The organism is Acinetobacter sp. D009, from assembly GCF_038562025.1.
GTDB lineage: Bacteria > Pseudomonadota > Gammaproteobacteria > Pseudomonadales > Moraxellaceae > Acinetobacter > Acinetobacter pittii.
This window is the reverse complement of the sequence record NZ_CP151886.1, coordinates 1041007-1053848: the sequence shown is the minus strand read 5'-3', so window position 1 is coordinate 1053848 and position 12842 is coordinate 1041007. Positions and strand designations below refer to the sequence as shown.

The window sequence follows — 12842 nt, the reverse complement described above, 5'->3', positions numbered from 1 at the left end:
TTAGTCGATTGGTGGTACATAGTTACCAGAAGCAATTGCATCTTTAATGCGGTCAGCTTCAGCCAATACTTGACCTAAAAGGTTTTTAACGTTTTCAAATGTCACAACAGGGCTTAATGTTGTCATTTTCAATGACTGTACATTACCAACTTTTGTTACACCGATATTTGCCTCACCACGTGCAAACAATTCGTCCGCTACGTTTTGGTTCAAGCTATCGATAAACTCAGCTGGGTAGCCTTGTGGAACAACACGGAATAATACCGAAGCAAACTGAGGCTCAACTAAAAGTTCTAAACCATCAGTTGCCTTGATGTAATCTGCAACTTCACGAGTAAGTTTTACACCATGGTCAATCATTGAACCATAAAGATCTTCACCTAGTGATTCAATTGTCATCCACAATTTCAATGCATCAAAACGACGAGTCGTTTGTAATGACTTAGACACAAGGTTTGGTACACCGTGCTCTTCGTCATAAGCAGAGTTCAAGTATTCAGCTTCGTAGTGCATGAAACGATAGTTCGCTTCATCTTTCAACAAGAACGCGCCACAGCTAATGCTTTGGAAATAATGCTTATGGAAGTCGAGGGTAATCGAGTCAGACAACTCAATACCATCAAGCATTGCACGATAGTCATTTGACAGAATTAATGCACCGCCCCATGCCGCATCGATATGCATCCATGAACCATATTTATTGGTAATTTCACGGATTTTCTTCAATGGGTCAATTGCACCGGCATCAGTCGTACCTGCTGTCGCAACGACACAAGCAACAACTTTACCTTCAGACTGAAGATGCGCCATCGTTTTTTCGAGAGCATCTACATCCATCTGTGCATTTTCATTCACAGGAACAGTCACAACTGACTGGAAGCCCATGCCCATCATTGCCATGTTCTTTTGCACAGAGAAATGTGCATTTTCAGAACAAATGACTTTGACGTTTTTCATTGCATCGGCAGGAATACCATCACGCTGTACAGACCATGGATTACCATTTTCGTCTTTCCAGTTTTTCGAGATGCACCAGTCACGAGCAAGCAATACACCCATCAAGTTAGATTGAGTACCGCCAGAAGTGAAAACACCAGCCTGACCAGAACCATAACCTACTTTTTGACGCAACCAATCAATGAGCTGAACTTCCATTAATGAACCCGCCGGGCTTTGATCCCATGAGTCCATAGACTGGTTAGTTGCATTGATTAACACTTCCGCGATCTGGCTCATCACCATGGTTGGGCAGTGTAAATGTGCTAATGAATGTGGATGATGTACTTTCAAGCTTTTATTCAAGAAAAGCTCAATCATACGTTGAAGAGATTCTTGTACACCCATACCTTCTTTTGAAGGTTGGAAAGAAATTGCTGAACGCAATTCTTTAATGCTACCACCAGTGTACATCTTTTCATTTTGCAACCATGCTGAAACGGCTTTTACCGCTTCGCCCATTGCTGACTCATAGTCAGCAATGGATTGTGCATCATTGCAGAGTAACGCTTTACGATGTTCTGCAAAATCCACCATACTTATGCGCCTCGTACTGCAACCAATGCTTCTGCAATTGCTTTCTTAAAGCGAGCAACTACTTCAACACACTCGTCTTGAGTGATGATAAGCGGGCAAAGTAAACGAATTACCGTACCGTTACGACCACCTTTTTCAAGCAATAATTTATTGTTGAAACAAGCAGTTTGAATTGCAGCAGCTAATTGTGAGTCAGCAGGATGCGAACCAATACGATCAGCTGGTTTACGCTCGTCAACGATCTCAACACCGATCATTAAACCGCGACCACGTACGTTACCGATACATGGGAATTCTTGAGCTAATTTTTTAAATTCAGCTTGTAAGAAGTCACCACGCTCTTGCGCATTTTGAGCAAGATTTTGTTCGCTAATCGTTTTTAATACGACAAGACCAGTACCCATAGCAAGTTGGTTACCACGGAAAGTACCCGTGTGACCAGCAGGCTGCCAAGCATCAAATTTACGTTTAATACCTAATACTGCAAGTGGTAAACCACCACCTACTGCTTTAGACATTACAACAACATCAGGTTCAATACCTGCATGTTCAAATGCAAACATTTTGCCTGAACGTGCAAAGCCAGCTTGAACTTCGTCTAAAATTAAAACGATGTTGTGCTTTTCAGTCACTTCACGGATTTTTTGCAACCATTTTACTGGAGCTGTAACTACGCCGCCTTCACCTTGAATCGCTTCAAGAATAACAGCAGCCGGTTTTGTTACACCGCTTTCTACATCTTCAATAAAGTTTTCAAAGTAGTAAGTTAAAGCGTCAACACCAGCTTCACCACCTAAACCAAGTGGGCAGCGGTATTCATGCGGATATGGCATGAATTGTACGCCTGGCATTAAACCGTTAACTGCATTTTTTGCACTTAAGTTACCAGTCATAGCAAGCGCACCATGGGTCATACCATGATAACCGCCTGAGAAACTGATCACTGAGCTACGGCCAGTGTAAGTCTTAGCAAGTTTGATTGCTGCTTCAGTTGCGTCTGCACCTGCAGGACCACAGAACTGCAAGCAATATTCTTCTTTACCACCAGGTAAATATGCTAACAATGCTTCAGTGAATGCATCTTTTAAAGGTGTGGTTAAGTCTAAAGTATGCAATGGCAAACCACTTGCCAATGTATCTTGAATACTTTGAATCACCGCAGGATGATTATGACCTAAAGCCAATGTACCTGCCCCAGCTAAACAATCAAGGTACTGTGTACCTTCAACATCAGTAACCCAGCATCCTTGTGCTTTCGCTATCGCTAACGGTAATTTACGTGGATAGCTACGAACATTTGATTCCATTTGACTTTGGCGAGTCAAATAATATTCGTTAGTAGCATTAGTGGCAGGGTTAACGGAAGTAACGCTCATATCGGATTACCATCTCTGATAGGGGTAGAAAGAAATAAGTCTGGTGACGATTGGTCCTTTGACTCGGTGCTTTATAGAACTAGTAAAGACACTTATTTTATATCTTGTAACTAGGAGCGCGATGATACCTAATTTTACAAGAAAAAAAACGTCTTTTATGTACTTTACTCATCTAATCTTATTGAAAAAATGTATCATCCCAATAGTTATGATGAATTATCATCATACTATGTGACAACCTAAAGAAAATATTCTTTTTTTATATTACTTTGATTTTTTAAGTTACATTGAAACACTTTAATTTTAAGCTTTTAATTTTTAAAGACTTTATATTTACCAAAATTTAAAAAAACCTGATCTGAATATTACAAATACGCCACAAAATCTGCAAAAGTTATGCATAAGTTATGTTTAACATTTCCTAATGAAAAAAATTAAATTTATATTAATTTTTAAAGGAAAAATTTATGCGTACTTTAGCCGTATCCACCCTTCTTTTAGGTTCTCTCCTTAGCCCTTTAGTTTTTGCTCAGGATGATAATGCTTTGAACTACAATATTGTAAATGTACAAGCGGAAGCTTCTCGCCAAGTTTCTAATGATGAAATGCATGCAACTTTATATATTGAAAAAAGTAACAAACAACCAGCCGAGCTTTCAAACCAAATTAATCAACTGATGAATCAGGCACTTAATGTTTCTCGTAAATATCCACAAGTAAAAGTGGAAACTGGTGCTCAAAGCACTTATCCAATTTACGATAACGATAGCAATAAGTTAAAAGAATGGCGTGGCCGCGCTGAAATCCGTCTTGAAAGTAAAGACTTTAAAGCTGCTAGCCAGTTAGTAAACGAATTACAGCAAAACTTCCAAACTCAATCAATTAACTTTACGGTTTCTGATGAACAACGTAAAAAAGTTGAAAATGAGTTAATGGTAGAAGCATCTAAAAACTTCCAACAACGTGCTCAAATGTTGACCCAAGCTTGGAATAAAAACCAATATAGTTTGGTCACTCTAAACCTGAACACGAATAACTATTTCCCACAACCTGTAATGCGTGCCAGCATGGCTAAATTTGCTATGGCCGAAGCTGCACCAGCTCAAGACATGGCAGCTGGTGAGTCTAAAATTACTGTGAATGCAAACGGTTCAATTCAGTTTAAATAATTTGTTTCTCTAAAAAAAAGCCCTGATTAGTTCAGGGCTTTTTTTGACTTATTTTTTAAAAGGTAAAGCGTATTTAAATATACGGCCTACCACTTGTCCAAACTGTTTAGCCAGACTTGCATTGTTATAATTTAGACCATATTTTTTACATACAGCTTCAACTTTTGGAGCCATTTGGCGATAACGACGCGCTGGGATATCAGGGAATAAATGGTGCTCAATCTGATGGCTCAAATGTCCGCTTAAAATATGTAATGCTTCTGAACCTTTCAAGTTAGAAGAGCCACGAATCTGGCGCATATACCAGTGACCACGGCTTTCTTCTTGTAAAACAGACTTTGGAAATACTTCCGCATCTTTTGTGAAATGACCACAAAAAATAATCGTAAATGTCCAGATATTACGAAGACCATTTGCAACCAAATTACCAGTGAATACAGGTAAAGCTGCTGGACCTGCAATTAAAGGGAAGAAAACATAGTCTTTAAAAAGTTGTTTTCCAATCTTTTTATTAACAGGTTTTAACTCTTCCAAGAATTTTGCCATGCTCTTACGTTTATAAAGGACACGTCCAATTTCAAGATTCTGAATAGCTACGCCCCATTGGAACAATAAACAGAATGGGATGCTATAAACAGGTTGAAGTAAGAAACCCGGCTTCCAGCGTTGCTCTGGGAATAAACGAAGTAAACCGTAACCGATGTCATCATCAATACCTTTAATGTTGGTATAGGTGTGATGTTTATAGTTATGAGTTTGGCGCCAGTTATCAGAAGTACCGACAGTATCCCACTCGTAAGTTTGACCATTAAATTTAGGATCGTTCATCCAGTCATATTGACCGTGCATCACGTTATGACCGAGTTCCATGTTTTCCATAATTTTAGAGAAGCCTAACAGACCTGTTCCTAAAATCCATGCTGGTGGGAACCAACCTGCAAACAAACATGCACGACCTAAAAAGCTACTATAACGAATTGCAGCATAAACACGGCGGATATATTTAGCGTCTTTCTCACCCAAATCATTCAATACTTCTTGCTTGATCTGATCGAGCTCTTTTGCAAATGCATCAAGTTCTGCTGGAGTCAAATCTCGATTTTTAGGATTTTTAAAATATTCGACTTTCACTGGCATATTCATAAGAGTTCTCTCTTAAAGATCAATAACTAGATCGGATTTTGCTGAGTTCACACAAATTTTGAGTAATTGGCTTGGTTCAGTGTTTTCGCTACCGTTAAGTAAATTACGTGTTGAACCTTGGGATTTATTACAAACACATTTATTACAAATTCCCATACGGCAACCATGAGTTGGTTTAAGACCTTCATGTTCAAGGCTAACCAGAATTGACTGGCCTTTAGGAATTGCAATAACCTTATTAGACTGGGTTAATGTGACATTCACATAACCAATATCATCAGCAGAGCTTTCATTTGTTAAGCTAAATGCTTCTGTTAAAACGGCTGGAGCTTTTTCAAAAAGTTGCTCAACAGTCGCCACAAAACCAGAAGGTCCACACGCATAAATTGTGCTGTTTTCTACATCATCAACTAAAGCTAAATGCTCTGCATTTAAACGTTCATCATTTGGGGTTTCTTGTGTATAGAAAACCTGATAATTAAAGTTCGGATATTGCTGCGCAACTTTTTCAAAGTATTCAACAAAAGCTGCATCTGAACGTTGTTTTACCCAATATAAAAGTTGCACCTGAACTTTATCTAACTGCTGGCTTTGTTTAATCGCAGTAATCAAGCTCAACATTGGGGTAATACCACTACCCGCAGCCAACATAATTAAATTCGGTGTTTTGATGTTTTGTTGCATGTCACCATAAGGTTGACCAAGCTCAAAAACATCACCGATTTTGCTTTCAGAAATAAACCAGTTACTCACGATACCATCAGCAACTTTTTTAACTGTTAAACGTAAGTGCTGAGTATCAATTTGCGTCAAACTATAAGTACGTTCATAGCGACGACCGGCAATTTCTACAATTACAGGATGATGCTGGCCTGCAACGCCCATTTTTACTAGGCGGTTGCATTTTAGCGTCAGGCTCACCATGTCATGAGCGACAAATTCTTTTTTTACAATTTGAACAAGTCCGTGCTTTACAGACCATAAAGGATTAACTTTTTGTAGCCAGAAATTAGCCATTTCTTTATCAAAGATGGCTTGTGTCAATGAATTGAATAGAGAATTTCTCTTTTCGATTGCTTGCATAACTGAAGGCTCTGTCGCTCTTTTTTAATTATTATACACATGTATATATATTTGTATATACACCCGTACTTTTAATTACAATTTCACAAGTTCAGCTTCTAAGGCTATAATCCTGAGAGTTTACAAATATATTGAACAGCATGACCCAATCTTCACTTTCTCAGAACCTGAATGACACACCTCAAAAACAAGATGTCATTGAAATTAAAACAGCTACGCGTTCTGTTGGAAGAAAAGCGACAATTACTAAAGAAGAACTTTTTCAGGCCGCTTTAAACCTCATCGGTCCGCAAAAAAGTATTGCTTCATTGAGTTTACGTGAAGTAGCTCGAGAAGCAGGAATTGCCCCAAATAGTTTCTATCGACATTTTAAAGATATTGATGAATTAGCAATTTCTCTAATTGACCGCGCAGGTATCGTTTTACGTAAAATTATCCGTCAGGCTCGCCTACGTGCTTCTTTACAAGAAAGTATTATTCGTAGTTCTGTCGATATTTTCCTTCAACAACTCGATGCCGATGAAGGTAATTTAAGTTTATTACTACGTGAAAGTTTTACAGGTTCTGCTTCTTATAAAGCTGCCGTAGACCGTCAACTCAACTTTTTTCAGCAAGAGTTGCAAGAAGATTTAATCCGTCTTGAGCGTTTAAATAACAATCACCTCTACCATCCAGATCTTGTTGCAAAAGCAATTACTCAACTTGTGTTTCACATGGGTGCAAAAGTCATTGATTTACCGATCAATCAACGTGCAGAAGTTGCTGAACAAACCATGATTATGATTCGGATGATTTTAGAAGGTGCACGTCATCTAGATGAAGCAAAAATTCGCTAAAATGATCTAATAAATGGCTTGTTGATGAACAGGCCATTTTTAAATCTAACTCCTCTATTTTCCAATAAAAATATAATTCACCGATTGAAGCGAATAGCTTGCCAGAGTATAAATAATCATTCCGTTTGCTCTTTCTCCTATATTCCCAACGATCTCAGGGATCCACATGCAAAATTTGAATAATCGTCAAAGTCTGATTGCAAGCTACATTCTAATGGGCATCTTTTTGCTTTCGGTTATCCCCTTACATTTATTAGCAAGTTTTTTTGCAGGCTTTCTCATTTATGAAATTATTATTAGTTTAAGTTCGGTTGTAGAACGTTATATTGATGGCCAAAGAGCCCGTATTTTTATTAGTATTTTACTCAGTATCATCACCATCTCACTTATTGGTTTTTTCATTACAAGTCTAATTAGTTTTGTTTTATACGATCTAAAAGGTGTCGGCTTACATAGTATTAATAGCAAGGTTGATCAAACCCTTCTTCATTTGCAAGCAGAGATCACAAAGTATCTTCCAGGTTATATTCCTGATAGCGTGACAGATCTAAAAGACGAAATCTTTGCATTTATGAAAGATAACGTCACCACCCTAAAAAACACCAGTTCCGATATTTTGCATAACTTCGTGACTATGGTCATGGGATTAATTATTGGTATTTTGGTGGCGATACATGGTTTTCATCGCCGTACGCCTCAGCCTGTTTTTAAATCTCTTCTGATCCAACGTATTCAAAAATTATCAATTTCATTTAAAAATGTTGTTTTTGCCCAAATAAAAATTTCAGCGATTAACACGCTGCTCTTTATTTTATTCGCCTTTATTTTATTGCCGCTTTGGGGAGTTCACCTTCCTTTTGCCAAAACTTTAACTATTTTGACCTTTATGTTTGGTCTCATTCCAATTTTAGGGAATCTACTTTCAAACACTTTAACGTTTATTGCAGCTCTTACAATTTCCCTAGGACTAGCAGGAGCAGCATTACTTTATCTCGTTTTGGTTCATAAGCTTGAATATTTTATTAATGCTAAAATTATTGGGCATAAAATCAATGCAAATGCATGGGAGATTTTATTAGCAATGCTAGTATTTGAGTCAATTTTTGGCTTAGGCGGTTTAATCGCAGCTCCAATTTTTTATGCTTATTTAAAGCTAGAATTAAAAGACGCTGGTCTTATCTAACTCAAAATCGATGTATAAAAAAAGCGCCCTCTCGGCGCTTTTTTCATTTTGTGTAAGTTACGGCTTAACCACAACTAACACTTGAATTGCTTCTGGTGTAACAGTTAAACCATCAAGTAAACTCAAGCCTTCTTTTTGCAGTTTCTGTAAACGCTCAATTTCGTCTTGACGAATACTTGGGTTGAACTGTTTGAGATAAGTTAAACGGTCAATTTCATATTGCCATTTATTGCCATAATGTTCTTTTGCTTGTTGCTGAAGCTGCGGTAAATCAACTTTCGCAATCTCTAACGCTTGTTTATAGCGCTGCTCAATGATATCACGGCGAGCTTTAACTACTTGGCGGCAGCTATTGCCATCTAAATGGTGCAAATAAGGTTTTAAAATTGTTGGATCAATCTTTTCAGATAAATCCTGACCATTTTCACTTAACAACACGCGAATGAGCTGTTTCGGTAAACTTGATGGCAAGTTCAGTGACTTCGGTGCAACAACATCCACTTTAAACCAGACTTCAATTAATACTGAGCCCTGCTTTAACGCATTAGATTTGAGTACAGCAACATTGGTACTACCAAATGATTGTGTACGGATCATTTCCATAACACTTTCAATGAACGGATGCTCTAAAGTTAAATATTGAGCATCTTCACGAAGCTGAGCTTGATCGCGATAGAACGTTGCGGTCATACCTTCTTCGTCTAATGCCAAACCTTGCACTTGCATTTGGTCGGTCGGTTTAATAATCACCGTACCATTACTTTGCTCATCAAAGTCGATATTGGTTGATGACATGAAACGCTTCACAAACATTGGTAGCGTAGTATTGTCATCATAGTCTTCAAGGGCCTGAACAATTTCTTGTGCCACAATTGGACGACATGAATTATATTCAAGTAAACGGTCTCGGCCAGCTTGAAGTTCAGCTTCTAGGGCTTGACGTTGAACATTCACCTCTTCAAGCAAATCTTCAAATGTTTGACCTTGGTCTGCAAGTAAACAATCTTTTAATTCAACAATAAAATTCTCTTGCAGCGTTTGCGCTGTCGGAGAAATATTGCTGAAAATATTCAGTGCTTCGTTATACCAACGGAACATACGCTCTTGAGCTGTTCCCATAAGGTATGGCACATGAATTTGGATACGGTTTTCTTGACCAATACGGTCTAGACGTCCAATACGTTGCTCTAAAACATCTGGGTTAGCTGGTAGATCAAATAAAATTAGATCACTGGCGAATTGGAAATTACGGCCTTCCGAACCAATTTCTGAACACAATAGAATCTGAGCGCCATAGCTTTCTTCAGCAAAATAAGCAGCAGCTTGGTCACGCTCAAGTAAGCTCATGCCTTCATGGAACATTGCCGTACGAATGCCTGCATGCAAACGCAACACATTTTCTAAAGATTCAACTACTGGTCCGCTACGCGCAATTAAAAGCACTTTTTTATGCTTAAGATCTTTGCGTAAAATTTCCATTAACCATGGCACACGCGGATCATTTTGCATCCATGAACCATCAATTTGTGCTTCTTCAGGCCACATCTGCTCACGCAGTTTGCCATCTTTTGACCAATCTTCTGGTGCTGGTAATGGTGCTGGTTGACAATCACGACCTGGGAAGCCCTGAATGGCTTCACGTGTATTACGGAATAAAATACGTCCAGTACCGTGACGATCTAATAATTCGTGAATTGCTCTAAAGCGTTGGTCAGGTTGGTCTTCAATACTGTGACCTAATAAGCCTTCTAAAGCAGATAAATGCTCTGGGGTTAAAGCTTGATCCGACATCAGCACTTCAGCAATTTTTGCAGTCTGCTGGTACTGAGTCTCCTCATCTAAGAAGCGCTCTAAACTACTAAAACGCTGTGGATCAAGTAAACGTAAACGTGCGAAATGACTTTCTACACCTAATTGTTCAGGTGTTGCAGTGAGTAATAGTACCCCTGCTGTATTTTCAGCGAGCTCTTCAATTAAATCGTAACGATCATTACCGCCTTCTTCTTCGCTCCACATCAAATGATGTGCTTCATCGACTACGAGCAAATCAAAACCAGCTTCTATGGCTTGCTCACGCAAATCATCATGGTCAACCATTAAGTCAACGCTGGCAATAATGCATTGCTCAGTCAAGAATGGGTTAAGCTCTGGATCATGTTCTTTAATAGATGCTGTACGCGTTAAATCAAACAGAGAGAATTGCAAGTTAAAACGGCGACGCATTTCAATCATCCACTGATACTGAAGAGAATCAGGGACTAAAATCAGAATTCGTTCTGAACGACCAGTTTTAAGCTGTTGGTGGATAATTAAACCAGCTTCAATTGTTTTACCTAAACCAACTTCATCGGCAAGTAAAACACGAGGAGCAAAACGTTTACCAACTTCATGTGCGATATAAAGCTGATGAGGAATCAGGCCAACACGTGCACCGACCATCCCACGTAGAGGACTGGTCTGCATTTGTGCTTGCATCAACATCGCTTCAATACGCAGGTCATACCACTCTTTATAGTCAACTTGACTTGCAAGCAAACGGTCTAAAGGTTTAGATAATTGAATTTGCGCACCAATACGTGTTTCATTGAGTGCTTTACGCTCTTGCTCGCCATTTTCTAAAGTACGAACAACGTTGTAACGCAAAACGCCATGACGATCTTCAACAGACTCAACGATCCACTTCTGGCCTTCTTGATCTTGAACTTCATCATTCGTATTGAAGATGATACGAGATAGTGGAGCATTGTTACGCGCATAGACACGTGTCTCATCACTTTTGGGGAATAAAATGCTGACAGATCTTTCATCTACATCAATAAGAACACCTAAACCGAGCTCAGTTTCTGTGTCTGATAGCCAACGTTGACCAATAGCATACTGCTGCAATTTTTCCACCTTTCTCTCAAGTTCGCACTACATATTGTACGATGCAAATTAGCTTATTTTTGCATCTTTTTATGTAGTCTTTAAAGCAAAATTTTGAAGCAAAAACCAATTAAATCGCTTTGCTACAAAAAATCACGCATTAAAATTTTTACATTAAAACGGTACAGGACAGTCAAAAGTTAATGTTTCTGCTGTGACAGGATGATTAAAACTTAACTGTTTGGCATGCAAACATAAACGCGGAACAAGTTGCTGCTCCGGTGTTGCATACAGCGTGTCACCTACAATTGGATGCCCAAGATATTGCATGTGTACACGGAGTTGATGAGATCGGCCCGTAATTGGTGTTAATTTCACACGAGTTACAGGCTGTCCCTGAATCTGAAAATGTTCTATGACCTGCCAATGTGTTAAAGCAGGCTTGTTGTGAGAAGCGTCGACAATATGTAAAGGTGGTCGGCTTGGGTCATAGATGACAGGAATATCTACAGTCCCTTCACCCTCTAAATGACCTGCGACAAGCGCTTCATATATTTTTGAAGTCTGACGATCTTGAAATTGACGTGCAATCGCACTTTGACCGCGCTTCGATAAACCAAATACTAAAATACCTGAGGTATCTCGGTCTAGACGATGAATGAGCAAAGTTTTAGGTTCAATCGCAACCAACCTAGTCAAAACGCTATCATGTAAATCACCCTTACCAGGAACACTCAAGATGTCCGAAGGTTTATGAATCACCATAAAATCATCATCACGATAGATCAGATGTTCACTTAGAAAATCACTCAAAGTTGTATTCCCAAGGTAAGATGAAAAACAAGCGGGCAATAATAAAAAGCTTACGTCCGAATTACAATGCCGTTCGGGTAAATTAACAGCAGAATTTGCAAATATTATGGATCACTTGAGGTCTATAGTCAGTCAAGGCTTCAATAACTGCATAATATGTTGCAATGTCGGTGCTTGCATTATCTCTTCAGCACTTAAGCTCGCACCATTTGCACGCCATAGATCGACCAGATAATTAACAGCAGACTGATCTAGTCCGTAGTTTCTTAAATCAATTTCAGGATGGATCTCCATAGGATGTCGCCCCACCTGTTCAGCAATTGCCAATAAGATTCCTTTATCTGACAAGATATAAGAGGACGGCGTACTTAAAGACCATAACCGCATTAAGCTCTGCGTATTTAAATGTTTTATATGGTCAAAACTGATCTTTTCAACCCATTGGATATGCTGCTCTAGATTAGCCGCCAAGATCGCATCATTTACAACACTGACCTGATCTGTAATCGATAAAACAAGCTGCATGACTTGTTTAAACAAAGGCGATAAATCACCAGCCATCATGACTTGAGCCTGAGTATTTGATGACAAACGCTGACCAAGCTCCAACATGGTTTGTTGAAGTTGAGATGTCTCAATAAAAATAATTGGAATTTCGAGTGATTGAGCGCGCTTACTCAACAGTTCCAAATGGTTCGCCAATGGTTGCTCAGACCAATCTGGTCGTAGTTTAAGCTCATTGAGCCCAACCATGAGCAAAATACTTTGCGCTGACTCAATTGACCAATTTGAAGTACTTGCAGCTAATTGGATTTTTCGAGGTAAGGGATAAAACATTGTT

The 12842-nt window shown here is 38.9% G+C and carries 10 protein-coding genes; 3 read left to right on the top strand and 7 right to left on the bottom strand.

Annotation, left to right across the window (positions count from 1 at the left end; translation table 11 throughout):
• Window positions 1-1533, bottom strand: coding sequence for an aspartate aminotransferase family protein (locus AAC388_RS04935; protein WP_017399290.1), 1533 nt, complete (start codon window positions 1531-1533; stop codon window positions 1-3).
• 2 nt (window positions 1534-1535) lie between these two features.
• Window positions 1536-2909 (bottom strand): diaminobutyrate--2-oxoglutarate transaminase, encoded by a 1374-nt coding sequence (locus AAC388_RS04930; protein ID WP_002118718.1) that lies wholly within the window; start codon window positions 2907-2909, stop codon window positions 1536-1538.
• Between the two features lie 467 nt (window positions 2910-3376).
• On the opposite strand from AAC388_RS04930, the gene AAC388_RS04925 reads away from it, so the two are divergent.
• Window positions 3377-4078, top strand: coding sequence for an SIMPL domain-containing protein (locus tag AAC388_RS04925; RefSeq protein ID WP_014207320.1), 702 nt, complete (start codon window positions 3377-3379; stop codon window positions 4076-4078).
• Window positions 4079-4126: 48 nt separating this feature from the next.
• Here AAC388_RS04925 and AAC388_RS04920 read toward each other — a convergent pair whose 3' ends face one another.
• Together AAC388_RS04920 and AAC388_RS04915 are read right to left on the bottom strand one after the other, a co-directional pair.
• On the bottom strand, window positions 4127-5221 hold the full coding sequence (locus AAC388_RS04920) for an acyl-CoA desaturase (protein ID WP_342371275.1): 1095 nt from the start codon (window positions 5219-5221) through the stop codon (window positions 4127-4129).
• A gap of 12 nt (window positions 5222-5233) precedes the next feature.
• Complete coding sequence (locus AAC388_RS04915; RefSeq protein ID WP_342371273.1) at window positions 5234-6304, bottom strand: ferredoxin reductase; 1071 nt, start codon at window positions 6302-6304, stop codon at window positions 5234-5236.
• 140 nt (window positions 6305-6444) lie between these two features.
• Between AAC388_RS04915 and fabR the strand changes: the two genes are divergently transcribed.
• Window positions 6445-7140: an HTH-type transcriptional repressor FabR gene (gene fabR / locus AAC388_RS04910; RefSeq protein ID WP_342371272.1), complete on the top strand. Its 696-nt coding sequence runs from the start codon at window positions 6445-6447 to the stop codon at window positions 7138-7140.
• Between the two features lie 166 nt (window positions 7141-7306).
• Entirely contained in the window at window positions 7307-8323 is a 1017-nt protein-coding gene (locus tag AAC388_RS04905; RefSeq protein WP_002118525.1) for an AI-2E family transporter, read from the top strand.
• Window positions 8324-8380: 57 nt separating this feature from the next.
• On the opposite strand, the gene rapA is transcribed toward AAC388_RS04905, so the two are convergent.
• The 3 genes from rapA to AAC388_RS04890 all read right to left on the bottom strand — a co-directional run bounded on the left by rapA (window position 8381) and on the right by AAC388_RS04890 (window position 12838).
• A complete protein-coding gene (rapA, locus tag AAC388_RS04900; protein ID WP_014207322.1) occupies window positions 8381-11218 on the bottom strand; it encodes an RNA polymerase-associated protein RapA in 2838 nt (945 codons plus the stop codon).
• A gap of 144 nt (window positions 11219-11362) precedes the next feature.
• Complete coding sequence (locus AAC388_RS04895) at window positions 11363-12001, bottom strand: RluA family pseudouridine synthase (protein ID WP_005067937.1); 639 nt, start codon at window positions 11999-12001, stop codon at window positions 11363-11365.
• A gap of 132 nt (window positions 12002-12133) precedes the next feature.
• Window positions 12134-12838, bottom strand: a complete 705-nt coding sequence (locus AAC388_RS04890; protein ID WP_064785826.1) for a hypothetical protein — start codon at window positions 12836-12838, stop codon at window positions 12134-12136.
• Window positions 12839-12842 lie beyond the last annotated feature (4 nt).

What these genes read in the sequence shown, in the direction of transcription:
- AAC388_RS04935 (WP_017399290.1), bottom strand. Translation starts at nt 1,533, where the DNA reads ATGGTGGATTTTGCAGAACATCGTAAAGCGTTACTCTGCAATGATGCA.
- AAC388_RS04930 (WP_002118718.1), bottom strand. Translation starts at nt 2,909, where the DNA reads ATGAGCGTTACTTCCGTTAACCCTGCCACTAATGCTACTAACGAATAT.
- AAC388_RS04925 (WP_014207320.1), top strand. Translation starts at nt 3,377, where the DNA reads ATGCGTACTTTAGCCGTATCCACCCTTCTTTTAGGTTCTCTCCTTAGC.
- AAC388_RS04920 (WP_342371275.1), bottom strand. Translation starts at nt 5,221, where the DNA reads ATGAATATGCCAGTGAAAGTCGAATATTTTAAAAATCCTAAAAATCGA.
- AAC388_RS04915 (WP_342371273.1), bottom strand. Translation starts at nt 6,304, where the DNA reads ATGCAAGCAATCGAAAAGAGAAATTCTCTATTCAATTCATTGACACAA.
- fabR (WP_342371272.1), top strand. Translation starts at nt 6,445, where the DNA reads ATGACCCAATCTTCACTTTCTCAGAACCTGAATGACACACCTCAAAAA.
- AAC388_RS04905 (WP_002118525.1), top strand. Translation starts at nt 7,307, where the DNA reads ATGCAAAATTTGAATAATCGTCAAAGTCTGATTGCAAGCTACATTCTA.
- AAC388_RS04890 (WP_064785826.1), bottom strand. Translation starts at nt 12,838, where the DNA reads ATGTTTTATCCCTTACCTCGAAAAATCCAATTAGCTGCAAGTACTTCA.